This is a genomic window from Streptomyces sp. NPDC051913, assembly GCF_044593635.1.
Classification (GTDB): Bacteria; Actinomycetota; Actinomycetes; order Streptomycetales; family Streptomycetaceae; genus Streptomyces.
Map to the genome: position 1 here is coordinate 664,760 of NZ_JBIUCI010000004.1, position 21,001 is coordinate 685,760.

Annotated in this window: 20 protein-coding genes; 16 read left to right on the plus strand and 4 right to left on the minus strand. The window is 70.9% G+C overall.

From position 1 onward, the window contains the following. Positions 1-158 precede the first annotated feature (158 nt). The 8 genes from ACIHIX_RS15605 (at position 159) to ACIHIX_RS15640 (ending at position 6,896) form a co-directional block, all read left to right on the plus strand. Positions 159-1,643 carry a helix-turn-helix domain-containing protein gene (locus tag ACIHIX_RS15605; RefSeq protein ID WP_399955627.1) on the plus strand — a complete coding sequence of 495 codons (1,485 nt, stop codon included), beginning with the start codon at positions 159-161 and terminating at the stop codon, positions 1,641-1,643. 562 nt (positions 1,644-2,205) lie between these two features. Continuing rightward, the gene (locus ACIHIX_RS15610) at positions 2,206-3,555 is read left to right on the plus strand and encodes a transaminase (protein WP_399955315.1); all 1,350 of its coding nucleotides are present in this window, start codon (positions 2,206-2,208) and stop codon (positions 3,553-3,555) included. Between the two features lie 2 nt (positions 3,556-3,557). Then, the gene (locus ACIHIX_RS15615; protein WP_399955318.1) at positions 3,558-3,998 is read left to right on the plus strand and encodes an Lrp/AsnC family transcriptional regulator; all 441 of its coding nucleotides are present in this window, start codon (positions 3,558-3,560) and stop codon (positions 3,996-3,998) included. 82 nt (positions 3,999-4,080) lie between these two features. Next, positions 4,081-4,317, plus strand: coding sequence for a hypothetical protein (locus ACIHIX_RS15620; RefSeq protein WP_399955321.1), 237 nt, complete (start codon positions 4,081-4,083; stop codon positions 4,315-4,317). Between the two features lie 159 nt (positions 4,318-4,476). Beyond that, the gene (locus tag ACIHIX_RS15625) at positions 4,477-5,256 is read left to right on the plus strand and encodes an alpha/beta fold hydrolase (RefSeq protein ID WP_399955324.1); all 780 of its coding nucleotides are present in this window, start codon (positions 4,477-4,479) and stop codon (positions 5,254-5,256) included. 54 nt (positions 5,257-5,310) lie between these two features. Continuing rightward, a complete protein-coding gene (locus ACIHIX_RS15630) occupies positions 5,311-5,826 on the plus strand; it encodes a hypothetical protein (RefSeq protein WP_399955327.1) in 516 nt (171 codons plus the stop codon). A gap of 91 nt (positions 5,827-5,917) precedes the next feature. Beyond that, complete coding sequence (locus ACIHIX_RS15635; protein ID WP_399955330.1) at positions 5,918-6,271, plus strand: ArsR/SmtB family transcription factor; 354 nt, start codon at positions 5,918-5,920, stop codon at positions 6,269-6,271. Next, positions 6,264-6,896 carry an SRPBCC family protein gene (locus tag ACIHIX_RS15640; protein WP_399955332.1) on the plus strand — a complete coding sequence of 211 codons (633 nt, stop codon included), beginning with the start codon at positions 6,264-6,266 and terminating at the stop codon, positions 6,894-6,896. The genes ACIHIX_RS15635 and ACIHIX_RS15640 overlap by 8 nt, the downstream gene beginning before the upstream one ends. A gap of 11 nt (positions 6,897-6,907) precedes the next feature. Here the strand turns inward: ACIHIX_RS15640 and ACIHIX_RS15645 are convergent, their stop codons facing one another. Further along, entirely contained in the window at positions 6,908-7,420 is a 513-nt protein-coding gene (locus tag ACIHIX_RS15645) for a hypothetical protein (protein WP_399955335.1), read from the minus strand. A gap of 258 nt (positions 7,421-7,678) precedes the next feature. Further along, positions 7,679-8,314, minus strand: coding sequence for a lipoprotein (locus ACIHIX_RS15650; protein ID WP_399955338.1), 636 nt, complete (start codon positions 8,312-8,314; stop codon positions 7,679-7,681). A gap of 163 nt (positions 8,315-8,477) precedes the next feature. Here ACIHIX_RS15650 and ACIHIX_RS15655 point away from each other — a divergent pair, with 163 nt between their 5' ends. The 3 genes from ACIHIX_RS15655 (at position 8,478) to ACIHIX_RS15665 (ending at position 10,761) form a co-directional block, all read left to right on the plus strand. Beyond that, on the plus strand, positions 8,478-9,152 hold the full coding sequence (locus ACIHIX_RS15655) for a DNA polymerase beta superfamily protein (RefSeq protein WP_399955341.1): 675 nt from the start codon (positions 8,478-8,480) through the stop codon (positions 9,150-9,152). Positions 9,153-9,276: 124 nt separating this feature from the next. Beyond that, a complete protein-coding gene (locus ACIHIX_RS15660) occupies positions 9,277-9,810 on the plus strand; it encodes a 2,4'-dihydroxyacetophenone dioxygenase family protein (RefSeq protein WP_399955344.1) in 534 nt (177 codons plus the stop codon). Positions 9,811-9,840: 30 nt separating this feature from the next. Beyond that, the gene (locus ACIHIX_RS15665; protein WP_399955347.1) at positions 9,841-10,761 is read left to right on the plus strand and encodes a helix-turn-helix domain-containing protein; all 921 of its coding nucleotides are present in this window, start codon (positions 9,841-9,843) and stop codon (positions 10,759-10,761) included. A gap of 5 nt (positions 10,762-10,766) precedes the next feature. On the opposite strand, the gene ACIHIX_RS15670 is transcribed toward ACIHIX_RS15665, so the two are convergent. Then, positions 10,767-14,420, minus strand: coding sequence for a LamG-like jellyroll fold domain-containing protein (locus tag ACIHIX_RS15670; protein ID WP_399955350.1), 3,654 nt, complete (start codon positions 14,418-14,420; stop codon positions 10,767-10,769). A gap of 274 nt (positions 14,421-14,694) precedes the next feature. Between ACIHIX_RS15670 and ACIHIX_RS15675 the strand changes: the two genes are divergently transcribed. From ACIHIX_RS15675 to ACIHIX_RS15695, 5 genes are all read left to right on the plus strand, one after another. Then, positions 14,695-15,726 (plus strand): LacI family DNA-binding transcriptional regulator, encoded by a 1,032-nt coding sequence (locus ACIHIX_RS15675; protein WP_399955353.1) that lies wholly within the window; start codon positions 14,695-14,697, stop codon positions 15,724-15,726. A 168-nt stretch (positions 15,727-15,894) separates the two neighbouring features. Further along, on the plus strand, positions 15,895-17,139 hold the full coding sequence (locus ACIHIX_RS15680) for an extracellular solute-binding protein (protein WP_399955356.1): 1,245 nt from the start codon (positions 15,895-15,897) through the stop codon (positions 17,137-17,139). A 20-nt stretch (positions 17,140-17,159) separates the two neighbouring features. After that, positions 17,160-18,116, plus strand: a complete 957-nt coding sequence (locus ACIHIX_RS15685) for a carbohydrate ABC transporter permease (RefSeq protein ID WP_399955359.1) — start codon at positions 17,160-17,162, stop codon at positions 18,114-18,116. Further along, positions 18,113-18,922 carry a carbohydrate ABC transporter permease gene (locus ACIHIX_RS15690; protein ID WP_399955362.1) on the plus strand — a complete coding sequence of 270 codons (810 nt, stop codon included), beginning with the start codon at positions 18,113-18,115 and terminating at the stop codon, positions 18,920-18,922. Before ACIHIX_RS15685 ends, ACIHIX_RS15690 begins: the two co-directional genes overlap by 4 nt. A 61-nt stretch (positions 18,923-18,983) precedes the next feature. Next, on the plus strand, positions 18,984-20,714 hold the full coding sequence (locus ACIHIX_RS15695) for an amylo-alpha-1,6-glucosidase (protein ID WP_399955365.1): 1,731 nt from the start codon (positions 18,984-18,986) through the stop codon (positions 20,712-20,714). Between the two features lie 41 nt (positions 20,715-20,755). Here the strand turns inward: ACIHIX_RS15695 and ACIHIX_RS15700 are convergent, their stop codons facing one another. Then, positions 20,756-20,887 (minus strand): hypothetical protein, encoded by a 132-nt coding sequence (locus ACIHIX_RS15700; protein ID WP_399955368.1) that lies wholly within the window; start codon positions 20,885-20,887, stop codon positions 20,756-20,758. Positions 20,888-21,001 lie beyond the last annotated feature (114 nt).

A 21,001-nucleotide genomic window follows, 5' to 3' on the forward strand; every position in this document is an offset into this window, starting at 1 on the left:
GCTTATGCCGTACGAGGGTGGCCGCCGTGCAGGACGGGGGCGGGGAGGGCCGCGGCCACCGGTTCACCGTACGACCCAAGAACCCACGGGGTGAGGTAACGTCCCGGCACCTGCACCGGCAGGGCGGGGTCGACGCGAGGGACGAGGAGAAGGGCGACGTGGCGGGCAGTGAGGACGGCGCGCGGACGACGGGCGCCGAGGTGACGTGGGCGCGGGAACTGCTTGAGCATCTGCGGCCGACGGGGCGGGACGTCCGCCGTGTCGTGGCCTGGCTCGCGGACGGCGTCCAGGGAACGGCCCTGCTCCAGGACGACACGGGAACCCTCGTCGCGGGCACCCCCGTTCCGCTGGACGAGGTCCTGGTCGCGGACCTCGTCACGGGCCGGATCGCGTCCGCCGCCTGGGAGGGCGAGGGGCGGCACCAGCGCCTGGTCCGGGTGGCACAGCCGCACTCGGCCGCGGCGGGCGTCCTGGCGGTCTCCCGGGACACCCCGTTCGACCGGCACGCCTCCGACATGGTGACGCACACCGCTCAGGTCGTCGAACTCCTGCTCAGGGCCCGTGAGTCGACGGTCGCGGGGCGCCGTCTGCAACGGGCCACCTCCGATCTGCGGCTGGCGATCCTCCAGTTGCTGATGGTCGAGGACATCGTCTCGGCCCGTCGCGTCGCCGCGGGCCTGTGGCCGGGGCTGCTCGACACGGACTCGGCGTGCGTCTACGTCGTCGAGAGCGCCGCCGGCGACCGGGACCGGCTGCTCGAGGAGTGCCTGAACGCCATCGCCGAACAGGCCCTCGTCGTGCGCTGTCCGGCGATGGACCAGCACGTCATCGTCGTCATCCCCGGCGACACCGCCGCCCATGACCTGCGGGCGTTGATCGAACGGCGTCCCGGAACCTTCCTCGGCGGCAGCGCCCGGCAGAGCCTCGCCCGCACCGCCACCGCCTACGGACAGGCCGTCAGCGCCCTCGCGGTCGCCCACTTCCGGCCGGACAACGCGGCGGTCTACGCCGAACGCACCCACCCCGAACGCCTGATGGACCCCGCGCTCCTGCACAGCTGGACGGCCCAACTGCTGCGCCCCCTCGACGCGCTGGCCCACCACACCCGGGCCGAGCTCCTCGCCACCACCCGCCTCGGCCTGGAGTTCACCGCGGTGAACGCGGCCAAGGTCCTCGGCGTCAGCCGCAACACCGTGCGCGCCCGGATGGAGCGTGTCGAAGGGCTGCTCGGCGTGTCCTTCACCGACCTCACCGCCCGGGCCGTCGTCCATCTGGCGCTGAACACGCAGGTGGGGATGGAGTCGGTGCCCGCCGCTCCCGAGGCCGAGCAGGAGACGCCCGCCGGGCTCGGCGACGTACTGTCCGGGCCCGCGCTGCGCACCTGGGGGCAGGACCTCGTCGGCCGCCTCGCCCCGGACGCCCGCGACCTGCGCCGCACCCTGCGCACCTGGATCGCCGCCGGCGGCAACTCCGAACGCACCGCACAGGCCCTGGGCGTGCACGCGCAGACGGTGCGTGAGCACGTCCGCAGCGCGGAACCCGTCCTGGAACGCCAGCTCCTCGCCGGCGGCAGCGACCTGTACGAGGTCGTCCTCGCCCATCTGGCCACCGGGGACGTCCGGCAACCGCGGCTCGCCGGGTAGCGGCTCGGCGTGCGAAAGCGCGCTATTCGGACGCACCTGTGCACAGGTGAGTGCCCGTGACGCCGCATCTGGCATGAACGCGATTCACAACCGCGGTGTCATTCACGTAAGTTCGTCGGGCCGCAGGGGCACGACCGGAACGGGGGACCGGTCGGGCCCCTGTTCCCGTCCCAGCCGCACCGGCGCCTGCCGGCCGTACGCGATGAGGGACGGCGGCGCAGGGCCTCGTCGACGCCCGTCTCCCGGCCGAGCTCTCCCGAGCGCCCCGCGGGGGCCGATCAGTCTGGGCAGCGGTGTTCTGATCTGCCGCTGGACGGACCCGGCGTGCTCGGGGAAGACGCCGGGTGCCGATGATGGCCGCGGCCGGCCGCCCCGCATCGGGCGCTGCGGTCGGTACACCGAGGAGTTCGCAGCTGACCCGCATCGCGCGTGTTCTCTCCACGGCCGGACGACACTCGAATCGATCGCGGCGACGATCGAATCGTTTCTTGGATCTGGAGATCTGTGCGTTTTCAGCCTTACGCTGCCATCGATCAGTCGGCACTCACGGCTCGGGGTATCCATGGACCGCACTCGCCTTTCCCACCTGCTGGCCCGCGAGAAGGCGGAGGCCGAGCGGCGTTGTCCGCGCTCCAGGGACGCCTACGCGCGTGCCGACCATCTCTTCGGGCGGGTCCCGATGACCTGGATGAACAAGACGGCCGGGCCCTTCCCCCGCTACCTGGACAGCGCCCGCGGTGCGCGGGTCACCGACATCGACGGCCACGAGTACGTCGACTTCTGCCTCGGTGACACCGGCGCCATGGCCGGACACTCGCCCGCGCCGGTCGCCGAGGCCGTCCAGCGGCGGTTCGCCGGGCTCGGCGGGGCGACCGCGATGCTGCCCACCGAGGACGCGGAATGGGTCGGCGCGGAGCTGACCCGCCGCTTCGGGCTGGCCCGCTGGAGCTTCTCGCTGACCGCGACCGACGCCAACCGGTGGGCGATCCGGCTGGCCCGGGCCGTCACCGGCCGCCCGAAGATCCTCGTGAACAGCTACAGCTACCACGGCAGCGTCGACGAGTCCCTCATCGTCGTCGGCCCGGACGGCCAGGGCATCGCCCGCCCCGGCAACGTGGGCGCCCCCTGCGACGTCACCCTCACCAGCCGGGTCGCCGAGTTCAACGACCTGGAGCAGCTGGAGCGCGAGCTGGCCCACGGCGACGTGGCCGCCGTCCTCATGGAGCCCGCCCTCACCAACATCGGCATCGTGCTGCCGGAGCCCGGATACCTCGCAGGGGTCAGGGAGTCGACCCGACGGCACGGCACCCTGCTCATCAACGACGAGACGCACACCCTCTCCGCCGGACCCGGTGGCTGCACGGCCGCCTGGGACCTGGAGCCCGACCTCCTCACCGTCGGCAAGGCGATCGGCGGCGGCATCCCGGCCGGGGCGTACGGACTGTCCGCCGAACTCGCCGACCGGCTGCTGGGCCGCGCCGACCTCGACCTCATCGACATGGGTGGCGTCGGCGGCACCCTGGCCGGGAACGCGCTCTCGGTCGCCGCGATGCGCGCCACCCTCGAACACGTCCTCACCGACGACGCGTTCGCCCACATGGCCAAGCTGTCCGAACGCTTCGAGGCGGGCGTCCGCGCGGGCATCGACGCCCACGCGCTGCCCTGGTCGGTGAGCAGACTCGGCGCCCGTACCGAGTACCGCTTCGCCTCGCCGGCGCCCCGCACCGGCACCGAGTCCGCGGCGGCCGGCGACGAGGAGCTGGAGGACCTTCTCCACCTCTACCTCGCCAACCGGGGCATCCTCCTGACGCCGTTCCACAACATGGCGCTCATGTGCCCGGACACCACCGAACGCGACGTCGACACCCACACCGAGGTCTTCGCCGCCGCGCTCACCGAACTGGCGGGCTGAGCATGGACGAGATCGACCGGGCCATCCTGCGCGAACTGCAGAGCGACGGCCGTATCGCCTACGCCGACCTCGGCCCCAAGGTCGGCCTCTCGGCCTCCGCCGCCCGGCAGCGCCTGCAACGCCTCCTGGACGCCAAGGCGGTTCAGGTCGTCGGGGTCACCGACCCGATGGCGATGGGCGGCCAGGCCATGGCACTGCTCGGCATCGGCGTGGACGGCGATCCCCGTGCCGTCGCCGACGAACTCGCCGGGCGCACCGAGGTGATCTACTCGGTGCTCACCTCCGGCGGCTTCGACCTGTTCGTCGAGGTCGTCGCCCCGGGACCGCGCGACCTGCTGGACTTCGTCAACGACGTCGTACGGGCCGTCGAGGGGGTCCGCGAGGTCCGCTCGTTCCCCTACTTCGGCATCCACACGCACCGCTTCCTGTGGGACGTGGGCTGACAGACCCGCGGGGAAGCCGATTGAGCCGCGCGGAGCGGGTACCCGGCCGGTCCCGGAACGACAACCGCTGGAGGGAGCCCCCATGACCAGCAGCACGGAGACCGGCGGCGTGACCGGTACGCCGGACAAGGACTACAACCTCATCTGGTACGTCGAGGCATGCCTCAACAACGCGCTGCGCCTGGAGTCGTACATCCAGGACGCCGAACGCGACAAGGACAGCGAGGTCGCGGACCTCTTCCGCAAGGCCCAGGCGGACAGCCGCAAGGGTGCCGAGATCGGCAAGGGCCTGCTGCGCGCGCGACTGAACGGCGGCTGACCCCGGTCCAGAGCGGCGCCCGGCAGGGATCAACCGGCCGGGCGCCTCGTCATGGGGCGTACCGGGGCGGCCGGCGCAGTGGCCCACCGCACGGTGACGTCGGCCCCGCGGGCGGCTACCGTACCGGTCAGTAACCCACGGGACCGCAGGGAGGCCGCCATGCCGCAGCTCGAAGTCGACGGCGCAGCACTGACGTACGACGACGAGGGCCCCCGCGACGGTGGGGGCGTGCCCCTGGTGTTCGTGCACGGCTGGACGGCCAACCGCCACCGCTGGGACCACCAGCTCGCGCACTTCGCCGAGAAGCGCCGGGTGATCCGCCTCGACCTGCGCGGCCACGGCGAGAGCGGCGGCGCCGGGGTGCGCACGATCGCGGAGCTGGCGGACGACGTCCTCGCGCTCCTCGACCATCTGGAGATCGAGCGCTGTGTCCTGGTCGGCCACTCGATGGGCGGCATGATCGCGCAGACCATCACGCTGGCCCACCCTGAACGGGTCGAGCGCCTGGTGCTGGTCAACTCGATCGGACGCATGACCTACAGCCGGGGCAGGGGACTGCTGCTGGGCGTCTCGACGCTCGTCCCCTTCAAGCTGTTCGTCGCCACCAACATCCAGCGCGCCTTCGCCCCCGGCTACCCGCGCGACGAGATCCGCGCCTACGTCAAGGCCTCGGCGGACACGCCGCGCGAGGTCGTCATGACCCTGTACGGCGCCATGCGCGCCTTCGACGTGCTGGACCGGGTCGGCGAGATCGGCGTTCCCACCCTGATGATCCACGGCTACCACGACATCCAGCTGCCGGTACGGCAGATGCTGCGGATGGCGAAGGCGTATCGGGACGCCGAGGTCCGCATCATCGACGCCGGTCACGAACTCCCGGTCGAGAAGCCGGAGGAGCTGACCCGCGCGCTGGACCGGTTCGTGCGCGTCCCGGCCTGAATCACCGGCCGCTCCCAAGGCTCCTCCCTAAGGGGCGACGGGGGGAGTCTGCTGATGCCCGGACCTTGGCGCGACACGGCCGAACGGCGCAGGCGGCGAGAGATCCGGATGCGCCGGGCCCGGGTGCGGGCGGCCCGGCGCTCGCGGGAGCATGCCGAGCGGCGCCGTGCGGAGGGACCGACGCACCAGAGGATCCACCGCCGTCGACGGGCCCTGTGGCGTCGGTTGTGGGGGACGGGCGCCGTCCTGCTGGGCGCCTTCACGGTGCTGACCGCGCATGAGGTGTGGGCCGCGGACGACGACCCCGCCTTCGACACGGCGATCGCCCTCGCCCTGCTCGCGGCCGGGCTCTACGGCATCGGCGCGGGCTCCGTCGTGGTGTTCCGGGCGGGCGGGGAACCGCCGCGCTCGCTCGGCGGGTGGGGGCTGGTCGCCTGGTTCGCCGTCGTCCTCGCGCTCCCGTCGTACAAGTACGGCGACCTGATCGGCGGCCCGGTCGCGGTGACGGCGGTGTGGCTCGCGGCGGTGGCCGCCACGGTCTGGTACCTGCGCCGCGAGGCCGACGACTGAGTCGGCCCTGACCGCTCACGAGCCGGGGGCATGCCCAGCCCCTTTATTTAAGTGTTGCCTTATATAAGCAGCCCATGGCATAGTCGGGAACGTGCACGCCTTCGACGTACTGGGAGATCCGGTCAGACGCCGGATATTGGAGCTGCTCGCCTCGGGCGAGCAGACGTCGGGCGAGGTCAGCGCGGTGATCCGGAGCGAGTTCGGGATCTCCCAGCCGGCCGTCTCACAGCATCTGCGGGTGCTGCGGGAGAGCGGATTCGCGTCCGTGCGGGCCGAGGGAACGCGACGGCTGTACGCCGTCCAGGCCGAGCCCCTCCGTGAGGTGGACGCCTGGCTGGACCGGTTCCGGGGGTTCTGGGAGCAGCGCCTCGACGCGCTGGGGACGGAGCTCGCGCGAGGCAGGCGTGAGCGCAGACCGAGAGAGGAAACGAGCGGAGATGACTGACTTCGTCGAGGAGATCAAGCGGCTGCACCGGGAGGTCGGCACGCGTGAGGTCGACGCGGGCGACGCCCGCACCGTGCTGCTGCGGCGCACCTATGAGGCCGATATCGCCGACGTGTGGGACGCGGTGACGTCGCCCGAGCGCATCAGCCGCTGGTTCCTGCCGGTCAGCGGTGAGTTCAAGGTCGGCGGCCGCTATCAGCTGGAGGGCCAGGCGGGCGGCGAGATCCTGGAGTGCGTGGCGCCGGAGCGGCTCAGGGTGAGCTGGCTGTTCGGGCCTGACCCGGGTTTCAGTGAGGTCGAGGTGCGGCTGACCGCCGAGGGCGAGGGGCGGACCGTGTTCGTGCTGGAGCACGTGGCCGTCGTACCGGACGCGTTCTGGGGCCAGTACGGCCCGGGCGCCACCGGCGTCGGCTGGGACCTGATGTCCCTCGGTCTCGCCCTGCACCTCGCCGGTGGCGCCATGACCCAGGAGGAGGCGGTGGCCTGGCAGCTCTCCGACGAGGGCAAGGAGTGCGCGACCCGCTCCGGCGAGGCCTGGGGCGCGGCGTACCGCGCGTCGGGCGCGGACACCGGGACCGTCGAGTCCACGACCGCGGCGACGATCGCGTTCTACACGGGAGCCTAGGGCTCGGCGATTCACTTCCAGGTATGGGCGACGTCCACCACCACCCGGTCGTCGACGCGCAGGACCCGGAACGGCAGCCGGGCTCGGACGCCGAGGCCGAACTGGGTGTCGCCCTCGAAGCTGCCCACGAAGCGGGCGTCCCGGAAGGTGCGGTACCCGTCCAGGTCCACGCCGGGAAGCGGGCGGCCCACCCGGCCGGGATAGGTGGGGGCGCCGGTGTCGATGTCGTACGCGGGTGCCGCCACCCGCACCTCCAGGACCGCTCCGCCCGCGACCGGGACGAGTCGGCCCGAGCCGTCCTGGTGGACCTGGTCGACGTACCGGACGGAATAGCCGAGGTCGGCCTTCTCGGCGCCGGGTATGTCGACGACGAGCCGGTCGTAGCAGGTGTGGTGGCCGGTCCTGGCGTTCGTCACCGATTCCGTGGAGCCGACCGCGCGGCTCTTGTCGAGGCTGCCCCAGCCGGTGGGGCAGCTGGTGGTGGCCTGTGCGGGTGCCGCGGCCACGGCGAGTGTCGCACTCATGAGGGCGACGGTGGCCCATGTCGTTCTGCTGCGTCGCATGATGTCCCCCGGGATTCATGTGTCTGTTATCTGATGAGACAACCCGGTTCGGGAAAAGGTTGCACCTTGTCTCGGTATGAGCTTCCGAAACTGGGTCTCGGGTCTCGCCGCAGCAACGCGAAGAGCACCGCCGACTGCGTGGGCTTCCACATCCGGCGGTGGCGGTGGCGGAGGTGGCGGGGGTACGGCGTCCTGACCGACGCGCGATCACCCCGACGCTCAGACGGTGCGCAGCGTCTTCCGCGCCAGCTCGAACGCCGGGAGCATGTCCTGGTGCTCCTCGGTGTCCGCGCCGCCGAGGTGGACGACGACGGGGCCGTCCGGGGTGACGACGGCGAAGGCGCTCTCCTGCTTCGTCTCGTCCAGGAGTTCGCTGGTGGCGAGGTACTCGACCGCGACACCGGGGAGGCCGCCCGCCTCGAACGTGCTGTACCGCGCCTTCTTCGCCCCGTCCTGCGCCGTGACGAACGCCTGGAGCACGGCCCGGGCGTCGCCGCCGTCGCCGGACTCGCCGGTGTAGACGCGGAGGAAGCCGAGGTGCCCGGCGGGCTTGGCGTCGATCTCGCACACCAGCGTGACCGGCCCCTGGCGCAGCAGGGACGCCATGTCCTCGTCGACCTCGGCCGCACCGCCGCCGTCGGCCTCGGCGTCCGCCGCCGAGCCGTCGATGGCGTCCGCCTTCCACTCGGCGGCGAGGTCGAAGCCGACCGGCAGCAGACAGGCGGAGCCGGCCGCGCCGACCCTGCCACCGCTCCTGACCTGCTCGGAGGGGCTCACAGACGGGCTCGCGGTCGGGCCCGGGGACGACGCGGCGTCCTTCTCCGCGGCCCCGGAGCAGCCTGCCAACACGCTCACCAGCACGGCCGCCCCAGCCGTCCGCCACCAAGCCTTCCCCACCCCGACCAGCACCGCGCCGACTCCCCTCGGATCCCCTGCCCCAAATAAATCTGATGACCGCATCCTCGCAGGTCACCAGAATGAGGCCGGACGACCCCGCCCCGAGGAGAGGTGACCGGCCATGACCGTCCCGAACGTACTGCTGTCCGGCATCGTCGGCTCCACCGCCTACGGCCTCGCCCACGCGGACTCCGACGTGGACCGCCTCGGCATGTTCGCCGCCCCCACCGAAGCCCTGCACGGGCTGCACCGGCCGAAGGAGTCACACGTCAGCACCGCCCCCGACCGGACCCTGCACGAGGCCGCGAAGTGGTGCCGGCTCGCCCTGGGCGGCAACCCCACCGCGATGGAACTCGCCTGGCTGCCGCCGGAGTTGTACGAGGTCCGCACCCCGCTCGGCGACGAACTCATCGGCCTGCGCACCGCGTTCCTGAGCGCCAGGCGGGTCCGGGACGCCTATCTCGGGTACGCCACCCAGCAGTTCCGCCGTCTGGAGAACCGCGAGCCGGACGCCCGCACGGCGAAGCACGCCCGTCACCTCAAACGGCTGTGCCACCAGGGCCTGGAGCTGTACACCACCGGAAACCTCACCATCCGCGTCGAGAACCCGGCGGAGTACGTCGAGTTCGGCGAGCGCGTCAAGGCCGACCCGACGGCCGCGCGCCCGCTCCTCGCGCACTACGAGGCGGCCTTCGCCGAGTCCCGCCCGGCACTGCCGGAGCAGCCCGACGAGGCGCCGGTGGAGGCGTGGCTGCGGCGGGTGCGCGCGCACTTCTACGCGACGGCCGGCGTGTAGCCGGGCGCGCGGTGCGGGGCAGGTCCCGAACAGGCAAAGCGGGAGGTCCGCCACGGAGAAGACCCGTCCCGCACCACGCCGGTTCACTGACGGCCACCCACCCGCGACCCAAGGGGGCCCGACCATGCCCGAAGCAGCCGGCGGCGAGTTCTGGAAGAACCTCAAGCCGATCACCGACTCCCTCAAGCCCGACGCCCTGCCCGAGATCCATCTGTCCCAGGTGGCCACCGACGACGACCGGTACTACGTGCCCTTCACCGAGACCGTCGGCTCGCGCCCGCTGTGGATCAACGTCAAGGACAACTCGTGGGCCGACATCCTGCGCGCCGAGGAGGCCGGACTCGTCAACCGGCACTACCACCCGCACGAGGTCTTCGCCTACACGATCTCCGGCAAGTGGGGCTATCTGGAGCGGCCCTGGACCGCACACGCCGGTGACTTCGTCTACGAGGCCCCGGGTGAGGGGCACACGCTCGTGGCCTATGAGAGCGACCAGCCGATGAAGACGTTCTTCATCGTCAAGGGGCCTCTGATCTGGCTGGACGAGAACGGCGAGCCGGACGGATACTTCGACGTCCACGACTACATCGAGATGTGCCGTACGCACTACGAGAAGGTCGGCATCGGAGCCGCATACGTGAACTCGCTGTTCCGCTAGTCCGGTTCCGGCGAGGGGCAGGAGGACCGGGTGAGCGTGCCCCTCGTCTCCCGGGTGTCCACGCTCGCCATGGACTCCGCCGACCGGATCGCCTTCTGGGAGGAGTACAACCGGCGGGAACTGGTCGGCCTGACCTGCTCGTCGTACTCCCCGGACGGTCTGCTGGCCACGCAGACCAACTACCGGCTGGGCGGCCTGCGGTTCGCCGAGATCAGCGGCAACGAACACGTCATCCAACGCACCCGAAGGACCTGCGAGGACCTCCCCAAGGACGCGGTGTTCGTCAGCCTGCTGACCGACGGCCAGGCGGTCTTCTTCCACGAGGGCGGCTGTCTCACCGTCCGGGCGGGCGACATCGTCCTCTACGACACCCGGCGCTCGTACCTGTTCGGCTTTCCCACCCGTATGCGCCAGCTCCTCATGGACATCCCGCGCGAACTGTTCGCCGAACGATGTGCCGACCGGGAGATGGCGGCGCCCCTGCTGTTCGACAGGGGAGCCGCGGCGACCGCGTTGGAGTCGGTGCTGTCCGACTGGGCGGCCGGGGCCGCGGGTGAGGACCCGGCGCCCACCGAGGAGACGGTGCTGGACCTGGTCCGCACGCTGGCGGTGCCCCGCACGGGCGGCCGGTCCGCCCTGCTGGCGATGGCCCGCTCGTACATCGACCGGCATCTGACCGACCCCGGGCTGAGCGCGGACCGAGTCGCGGCGGCCGTCGGAGTGTCCGCCCGGCACCTGAGCCGCGTCTTCGCACCGAGCGGCGTCAGCCCCGCCCGATACCTGCTCGCACAGCGACTGGCCCGGGCCCACGAGCAGCTGGGCGACCCCGGCTCCCGCCATATGACGGTCGCCGAGATCGCCCACCGCTGGGGATTCGCCGGCCAGGCGCACTTCACCCGGGTCCACCGCGACCACTACGGCCGTACGCCCGGTGCGGTGCGCCCGCGCTGATCAGCTCACCGGACCTCCCTCGCGTACGGCGCGACCGTGATCCGGTCGATCAGCGGGGCGTACCGGGAGCGGAGCAGTACGCCGGGGAAGGTGTCCGAGGCGTAGGTCGTGCCGTCGAAGTTCGGCAGCTCCTCGGAGCGGAAGGTGACGGTGTTCCCGCCCTTCTTCAACTGGACCGGGACGGTCAGCTCCCAGAAGTTGTTCTGGTGGAAGCTGTGCGGGAAACCGACCCGCTGGGCAGCGCCGCCGTTGACGCTGATGTCCGCGTGGCGGGCGAGCGGGTCCGGGTTGTAGTGGGTGGCCTCCGACTGCTCGGGGTTGGAGTAGCGGACACGGAGGGCGTAGAGGCCGGCCCGGTCCGCGGAGACGGTGAACCTCGCGGTGTTGGCGTTGCCCGGGTCGCCGCCGATCCCGGTGATCGCCGTTCCGTCGGTGGCCAGGGACAGCGGGGTCAGCGTGGCCGAGCCCGCGAGGACGGCGTCCTTGGCCTCGTACGTTCGCACCGGCAGGGTGCCCTCGGTGGGCGTGACCGAGAGACGGTCGACCAGCACGGGAGATGAACTGCCGGTCAGCGTCACCTTGTTGAGGCCGCCGGAGAGGGAGACCGCGACACTGGTGCGGTCCTTGGCGAGGCGCAGGACGTCGTGGCCGTTGACGGCGAGCCGGGCGCCGGTGCCGCCCAGGGTGTCGACCTTGAGGGTGGCCTCGCGGTCGGCGGGGGAGTAGACCCAGAACGTGGCCGTCTGCCCCTTCGCGAGCCGGGCCGCGCCCGAGCCCGTGGCCGCGCGCTTCGGCAGGTCGTACACGGGCCGCGCCCCACCGCCCAGCCAGGCCAGCTCACCCTCGTACACCTGCGTGCCGGCCGAGGCCGCCGGTAGCGTCAGGGTGAGGCGGTCGACGATGGCGTCGCCCTTGGTGACCCGCCTGCCGTCGAGGCTCTTCGCGGCGAGCGTCAGGGTGTGCTTGCCCTGGGTGAGGTGGACCTGGGTGTCGGTGTGGTCCCAGACCACCCACTTGTAGCCGAGGGGGAGGTTCAACTCCTGCTCGCCGGCCGCCTTGCCGTCGACCCGCAGGAAGACGTTGGTGGGACCCTGCTCCTTCACCTTGTCGTAGGTGTTGAGGGAGTTGGCGAAGACGCTCAGGTCGTAGGTGCCGTCCTCGGGCACGTCCACGGTGAAGTCGAGCGTGACGTCCGAGCCGGTGCGCAGACCGCCGACGTCGTAGCCGCCGGAGGTGTAGAACTTCGACACGTCACGCGGTGAGCCCTCGGGCCCGTTCTTGGACCAGCCGGACCCGGCGTGGGCGGCGTCCTCCGCCTCGTACGCACCCTGCCAGCGGACAGGTGCGCTCTGTGCGGCCTTCGCCTTGCCCGCCGGACTGAGGACGATCTCGTACGCCGACGATTCCTTCAGCGTCGGCAGTGTGCCGTCGCCGAAGTCGACGGCCACCTTGCCGTCGTCACCGACCTTGAGGTTCGTCTCGGTGAGCAGCTTCGGGCCGGAGTTGTCGCCGACCTGGCCGCTCCACTCGATCTCCCGTACCCAGGCGTGGACTTGAGAGCCGAGGACCTCCTTCGGGACGTTGTCGAAGGTGATGTGGCCCTTGCCGGTGGAGCCGCCGAAGAGCAGCCGGGCCTGCTTCTTCTTCGCGTCGAGGGTGGCGACGCCCTGCATGGTGTAGTTCTCGCCGGGGAACGGCGGGGTCACCGCCACCGTGTGCCCGGTCATCGAGGCGTACGAGTTCAGCAGCCACCACTGGCCGTTGCCGCGGTTGGACTGCACCGCGGAGTCGGAGAGGTTGCCGTCGATGTTCCAGTAGGCGATGTCGGCGTCGACCTTGGACTCCTCGATCGCGGACACCCACTGGATCATCTGGCCCGGGACGGAGGTGTGGTAGTTGAAGGCGTACTCGTTGATGTTGACGGGGAGTTGGGTCCCTTCGCGGGCCGTGCCCTTGAACAGGTCCCTCTCCCAGGTCCGGTACTTGGCGACGCTCTCGCGCACCGCCTCCGGGTGGCTCAGCTCGTGCCAGGTGATGACGTCGGGGAGGGTGCCGGCGGCCAGGGCGTGGGTGAGGAAGCCCTTCACCTGGTCGTACAGGACGCTGGTGTTGGGGCCGGCTATGCGGGCGTCCGGCATCCTGCCCTTGATGAGCTTGTACGCCGAGTCCCAGGCGGCGAAGAAGGCATCGGGGTCGTTGAGCCAGCTGACCTTGTCGTAACTCCACTGCCCGGTACCGAACATGTTGCCCTCGGGCTCGTTGAACGGCACGAAGACGATGTTGTCCCGGTACTCCGCGGGGAGCTGGAGCACCTGGTCGACCTGCTTGGCCAGCTTCTCCTCGTAGAGCTTCAGCTTCTCGGCCGGAGTGTCGCCTGGCCACTCGTAGGGGAAGCCGCGGTGGATGTCCGTCATGTAGATGTACACATCGCCGTCGGTGGAGTCGGCCAGCGGCTTCACCACCTCCAGGGCATCGGCACCCGGGTGCTGGGGGCCGTCCTGCGCCTTGGTGGAGACCGTGCGCAGGCCCATGCCCTCGATCAGGTTGTTCGTCGGGACGTCCGGTCCGTACACGCCGTAGAGGGTTCCGGAGGCGCCGCCGTGGAACGCGCCGGTGTCCGAGCCGAGGTCGACGGTGAGGGCGCCCTCGCGGACCACGGTGACCTTCGCCTCGACGGCCCGTCCGGCCGCCTTGCCCGCCACGGTGAAGGTGCCGGGCCGGGCGTACTTCTCGGACGGCACGGCGTCCCAGGCGATCGGGGTGTCGCGGTCGTAGCCGTCGGAGTAGGCGGAACGCACGGCCGCGGGGAGGGACGGGGCGGTGCCGGTGGTCGTACGGACGTCGAAGGAGGTCTGCGCGAGCTCGCCGACGGTCGGGACCGCGCCGACCAGGCCGGCCACCTGGTCGGCGTTCAACGCCGCGTGCCAGACCGTGAAGTCGTCGATCGCGCCCTTGAGGAGGGGGTCGGGCCAGAAGGACTTGCCGATGTACCCGGCGGCCGTGGCCGAGCCGTCCAGCAGTTCCTTGGCCTTGATGCCGGTCGCCGAGGAGGAGACCGCGACGCCGTCGAGGTAGGTGGTGAGCCGGCCGGCCGCGGTGTCGAGGGTGACGGTGACCGTGCGCCACTCGTCCGCCGGGAGCATCGCATAGCCGCGGACCTGGGTCTCCGCGCCGCCCCCGCCGGTGGTCACGGAGGTCTGGAACAGTCCGTTGCCGTTGTACGGGGTGCTGAACAGATACCTCGTGGTGTCGGTGCCCAGGTCGAAGAGGCGCTGCCAGGACGACTTCTCGCCGCTCCACTTCACGCGGGCGGAGACGGTCAGGTCACTGGAGTCGCCGACCACGTCTCGGGGGAGGCGGACGTAGGCGCCGTCGGAGGTGGGCGCCCCGCCGGGCAGGGAGAGGGCCTTGCCGCCGCCCGTGCCGTCGACGGACCGGGCGGTGGAGCCGTTCACCAGGGTCGCGGTGAGGCCGTTGCCGGAGCTGTCGGTGATCCGGCCCGAGGCGAGGTCGTCCTGGTCGAAGGTGTAGTGGGCGGTGGGCTGCGGGGTGTCGGCCGCCTGCGCGGGCACGGCGGGTGCGGCCAGCAGACCCGCGCCGAGGGTGAGGGCCACGGCGGCGGGGGCGCGGCGCAGGGCTGGTCTTTCGGGGGATGCCATGGATTGCGTCCTCAATCCTTGAGTAACAGCAAGGCGAACCTGTTCGACAAGGCCGAGGAGGAGGCCCAGCCATCCCTTCGGATCTTCCTGTCGAACCGGTTCGGCAAGCTAGCACCGGGGCATCAGGCGGGCAATCCCCTCGACACCAGCAAATCTCGATACCGACGCAGGTGTTGACAGCCGCTCCGGCCGTTCTTACCGTCACTTCACGCGAACCGGTTCGACAGCGGTTCGCGAGCGAACCGGTTCGGCGTACGCGACGAAGGAGTCCCCCGTGAACATCGGTGAGATCGCCCGGCGGGCCGGTGTCTCGCGCAGCACCGTCTCCTACGCGCTGAGCGGCAAGCGCCCGGTCTCGGAGGACACCCGCCGCAAGATCCAGCAGGTCGTCGACGAACTGGGCTACCGGCCCAGCGCCAGCGCCCGCGCCCTGGCCAACGGGCGGACCAGCACCATCGGGCTGGTCTTCCCGCCGGCCGGGAACCACTACACGGGCATGCAGCTCGACTTCATCGGCAGCGTGGTCGAGGCCGCCGCGGCCTACGACTACGACGTGCTGCTGTCGCCCAGCGGAGTCGACAGCGACCGCTCCTTCCAGCGGCTGCTGGGGGAGCGGCGGGTGGACGGCGCGATCCTGATGGAGATCAGGCTGGCGGACGATCGGGTCGATCACCTGGCCGAGCTGGACTTCCCCTCCGTCGCCATCGGCCGCACCGCCCACCCCGAGGGCGGCTGGTGGGTGGCCCTGGACCACACCGCCCTCGCGGCGGCGTGCGTCCACCACCTGGCGGACCTCGGCCACCGCCGGGTCGCCTTCGTCAACCGGCCCGAACAGCTGCTGCGGGCCGGGTACGAGTCCGCCCACCGCGGACTGGACGGCTTCACCAAGGCCGCCGCCGAGCGCGGGCTCACGGTCCGGACGTACTGCTGCGGGGACGACGCCGCCTCGGGCCAGACCTGTGTGGAACGCATCCTGCACGACGACCCCGACACCACCGCCCTGGTCACCCTGAACGAGGCCGCCCTCGGCGGTATCTACCGGGGGCTCGCCCGGGCGGGCCGCCACGTCCCGCGCGACTTCTCCGTCACCGGCGTCGTGGCCGGCCGCTGGGCGGAGACGGTGACCCCGCCGCTCACCGCGGCGGACGTACCGGCGGCCGAACTGGGCCGTCTCGCCGTCGAGTTGCTGGTGGAGCGGCTCGACCATCCTGACGCGCCGCCCCGCCATCATCTGCTCACGCCGCCGATCTCGCTGCGGGCCAGCACGGGGCCCTCCGGGGTGACGCGGGCCGACACCTCAGCCTGACCGCACTCCGCTCCACTCCTTTCCTTCCTGACGCCTCTCCCCGCGCACACTGCGCGACGGCGCCCTTCGCCGTGCCCGCTTCCGCCCGGCACCCCACTGCCTCGGCACCTCCCTGCCCGCAAAGCCCGTGCCTCGGCACCCGCATGCCAAGAACCGAAGGAATCCGCGATGAACAGCTCCTCAAGGCGCCGCCGCCTGACCGCCGCCGCCCTCACCGCCCTGGCCGTCGCCGTCACCTCCACCGCCTGTGGCTCCGGCTCGGACGGTGGATCGAACACGGCGGACAGCGGGACGTACACCATCTGGGACCCCTACCCCCAGTTCGACAAGAGCTCGGCCTGGGCGAAGCTGCTGGACTCCTGTGGCACCGAGGCCGGTGTGAAGGTCAAGCGGACCGCCTTCGACACCAGCGACCTGTCGAACAAGGCGCTGCTCGCGGCCCAGCAGGACAACTCCGCGGACGTCCTCATCGTCGACAACCCGGTCGTCTCGACACTGGCCGAGGCGGGTGTGCTCACCACGACCGACGACAACAAGCTGGACACCTCCAAGGTCGACCCCAACCTGCTCGCGGCCGGCCAGACCGGCGGCAAGACGTACGGCACCCCGATCGGCGCCAACACCCTCGCCCTGTACTACAACAAGGACATCCTGAAGAAGGCCGGCGTCGACATCACCTCGATCAAGGACTGGGCCTCGCTGACGGCGGCCCTGGCCAAGGTCGACAAGGCGGGCAAGAAGGGCATCACCTTCTCCGCGATCGGCACCGAGGAAGGCAGCTTCCAGTTCCTGCCCTGGTTCTGGGGATCGGGCGCCCGGCTGACGCAACTCGACTCCGCCGAGGCCGTCTCCGCGCTGGCCCTGTGGAGCGACTGGCTGAAGAAGGGGTACGCGCCCAACTCGGTCATCAACAACACCCAGACCACCAGCTGGCAGGAGTTCGCGAGCGGCGACTACGCCTTCGCCGAGAACGGCACCTGGCAGCTCGCCAACGCCGAGAAGGCCGGATTCGCGTACGGCGTCCTGCCGATACCCGGCGCCAAGGGCGGCAACGCGGCGGCCCCGACCGGCGGCGAGTTCGTCACCCTTCCGGTCCAGAGCGACACCGGCCGCTACGCCACCACGCAGAAGCTCGTCGCCTGTCTGACCCACACCGACCATCTCTTCGACACCGACACCACCTTGTCCTACGTGGCCCCCACCAGCGAGGTCCAGGCCAAGCAGGTCGCGGCGAACGCCGAGCTGAAGCCGTGGGTGGACGCGGTCAAGGCGGCCCGGGGACGGACCAGTGACGACCTGGGCACCAAGTACCCCAAGATCTCCGAGCAGTTGTGGAAGGCGGTCCAGTCCGCCCTCAGCGGCTCGAACTCCCCGAAGGACGCACTGTCCGCCGCCCAGTCCGCCGTCAAGTGACCCCACGTCAGGGCGATCTGATGAGTGCCACACTCCACAAGTCGGACCACCGGGCCGCGCTCACCGGCCCGGCCCCCGCCGCACCGCGCCGCCGCCCCACCTCCCAGCAGTGGGCCGCCTGGGCGTTCCTCACCCCGGTGACGCTCTACCTCGTCCTCTTCTACGCCTATCCGCTCTACCGCAACCTCGATCTGAGCCTGCGCAACTACACCGTCCGCTCCTTCGTCCAGGGCGACGCGCCCTTCACCGGCCTCACCAACTACCGCACCGTCCTGGACGATCCGACCTTCGCCCCCGCCCTGCTGCACACCGTGGTCTTCACCGCCGTGTGCCTGGTCTTCCAGTACGCCCTCGGTCTGGCCCTCGCGGTCTTCTTCAACCAGCACTTCCGGCTCTCGGCCACCCTGCGCGCCCTGTTCCTGGTGCCGTGGCTGCTGCCGCTGATCGTGTCGGCCTCGACCTGGTCCTGGATGCTCAACAGCGAATCGGGCATCGTGAACGCCCTCCTGAGCGCCGTCGGCATCGACCCGGTCAACTGGCTGACCTCGCCGGACTGGTCACTGACCTCGGTGATCATCGCCAACGTCTGGATCGGTGTCCCCTTCAACCTGGTCGTGCTGTACAGCGGCCTCCAGTCCATCCCGACCTCGCTGTACGAGGCCGCCGCCCTCGACGGCGCGGGCGCCTGGCAGCGGTTCTGGCGGATCACGTTCCCGCTGCTGCGCCCGGTCTCCGCGATCACTCTGCTGCTGGGCCTCGTCTACACCCTCAAGGTCTTCGACATCATCTGGATCATGACCAAGGGCGGTCCCGCGGACTCGTCCACCACCTTCGCCACCTGGTCCTACCAGCTCGGCTTCGGCAACCTGGTGCCCGCCTTCGGCCCGGGCGCGGCCGTCGGCAACCTCCTCGTGGTCGCCGCGCTGGTCTTCGGCCTGGTCTACGTCCGGGTGCAGAGAAAGCAGGCGCTGTCATGAAGACAGGTTGGAAGACGGCCCTCGGTGTGCTGCTGACGGGAATCATGCTCTTCCCGGTGTACTGGATGGTCAACGTGTCCTTCACCCGCGACGAGGACATGCGCAAGAGCCCACCCGACCTGTTCCCCCTCCACGGCACACTCGACGGCTACCGTGCCGTCCTCGACGACCAGTTGCCCTACCTCGGCACCAGCCTCGTCGTCGGACTCGGCACCGTCCTGCTGACCGTGGCCCTGGCCGCACCCGCCGGCTACGCCCTGGCCAAGCTGCGCCCGCGCGGGGGCGGCGTCCTGAGCTTCGTCCTGCTGGCCGCCCAGATGATCCCCGGCATCATCATGGCGATGGGTTTCTACGCCATCTACCTCCAGCTCGACCTGCTCCAGTCCGTCCCCGGCCTGATCGTCGCCGACTCCACCCTGGCCGTGCCCTTCGCGGTGCTCATCTTCACCGCGTTCATGTCCGGCATCCCCGGCGAACTCCTCCAGGCCGCCCGGACCGACGGCGCCGGACCGCTGCGCACCTTCTGGTCCGTCGTGCTGCCGATGAGCCGCAACGCCGTCGTCACGGTGTCGCTGTTCGCGTTCCTGTGGTCCTGGTCCGACTTCGTGCTGGCCAGCACCCTCGTCAACGGCGGTGCCCACGAGCCGATCACGCTCGGCATCTACCACTACATCGGCAACAACAACCAGGAGTGGAACGCCATCATGGCCACCGCCGTCGTGGCCTCCCTCCCCGCCGCGGTCATCCTCGTCCTCGCCCAGCGCTACGTCGCCGCCGGCGTGACCTCCGGTGCGGTCAAGGACTGACGCCACCTCCGCACGCCCTCGCCGAGGACATGCCCTCGCTGAAGAAACGAGTAGCCCCTTCATGACCGTCGCCCGAACCGGCCCGGCCTTCTCCCTCTCCGACATCCCTTTCAGCACGTACGGATCCTGGTTCGACATCTCGCCCGTCGTGGCCGAGAAGACGTACGCCGACGATCTCCACCTCGTCTCGCACCAGAACGGCATGCACGCCGTCCTGCGTCTGGCCCCCCTGACGCAGGGCGAGCGGGCCCGGACCACCTGGCAGGCCACCCCCGGACTGCTGACCTGGGCGGGCGAACAGGGCCACGTCGATCTCGCCTACGAGTCGCCCGACACCGTACGGCTGCGGGGCAGCGGCCTGGACATGGGGGTGTTCGCCGCGGCGCGAACCCTGACCCCGTTCAGCGGCACGTACTTCTTCCACGACCCGGCGGCGGACGCGTATGTGTTCACGTCGTACGAGACCGGACGCCGTTACCGCGTCACCGTGCTGTCCGGCACGATCACGGACACCACCGGGGACCAGGTCCTGGGCAGCGGCGACCGCGGTCTCACCGTGGGCGGCGAGGGGGACGGCGGATGGGAGATCGCGGTCGAGGAACTCGACACCGCCCGCCCGCCGTACACGGCCCCGACCGCCTTCGACGACGTCGTGGAGTCCGCGCGAGACGCCTTCGCCGCCTTCGTCGACGCCGTGGCCCCCTGGCGATCGGCCGACACCCCGGCCGCCGAACTCGCCGCATACGTCATCTGGTCGGCGACCGTCCGCCCGGCCGGTCTGGTCACCCGGCCCGGCGTGCTGATGTCCAAGCACTGGATGGACAAGGTGTGGAGCTGGGACCACTGCTTCAACGCCCTCGCCCTGGCGCCGGGCTGCCCCGCGCTCGGTCTCGACCAGTTCCAGCTGCCCTTCGACCACCAGGACGCCAGCGGCGCCCTGCCCGACTCGGTCACCCACTCCGAGGTGCTCCACAACTTCGTCAAACCGCCCATCCACGGCTGGGCCTTCGGCCGCCTTCGCCGTCGCTTGCCGACGCCGCCGAGCCGGGCCGAACTGGCCGAGGTCTACGAGCGGTTGGAGCGCTGGACCGACTTCTGGCTCACCGCCCGCCGCGCCCCCGGCGCCGCACTGCCGTACTACCAGCACGGCAACGACAGCGGCTGGGACAACGCCACCGCCTTCGACCCCGAGCGAGTGGTCGTCACCGCCGACCTGGCCGCCTTCCTGATCCTTCAGATGCGTGAACTCGCAGCTCTCGCAGCGGAGTTGGACGAACAGGGCGACGCAGTTCGCTGGACCGGGGCGGCCGAGGAGATGCAGGCCACGCTCCTGGACCAGCTCTGGACCGGCGACCGGTTCGTCACCCGGGGCGCCGCCTCGGGTGACACCTGGAGCACCGCCAGTCTCCTCGACCTGATGCCCGTCGTGCTGGGCGAGCATCTGCCCGCGGAGATCGGCAGTACGCTGGCCGACCACATCAAGGCCCACCTCACGCCGTACGGCCTGGCCACCGAGCTCACCACCTCCCCGCACTATCTCGCCGACGGCTACTGGCGCGGCCCCATCTGGGCCCCCGCCACCATCCTCATCGAGGACGGTCTGCGCCGCGCCGGCCATCACCGGCTCGCCGACGACATCAGCGCCCGCTTCCGCGCCCTCTGCGAGACGCACGGCTTCGCCGAGAACTTCGACGCCGTCACCGGAACGGGCCTGCGGGACCGCGCCTACACGTGGACCGCCGCCAGCTATCTGCTGCTGGCCGAGGCGCACACCCACGGAGACGACCACTGACCGGCCGCCTCCCGGACGTCAGCGGCTGACGGGGGACGAGGTCAGACGAGCTCGACCGGAAAGAGATCGGTACGGGCGACCGCCGCGTCGCGCTCGTCCGCCAGAGCCGTTCGGCGCGGGTCGGCCATGAACCCCTCGTATCCGGCCCGCGCGGCGAACTCGATCAACTGCACCTCGTCCGGCCTGCCTTCGGCCCCGTCAGCACGCGCCGCTGGTGATCGACCCCAGGGGACGCGCAGAACAAAGCGGATGCCCGGCGCCGGAACCCCTTGCTACGCTCGACCCCA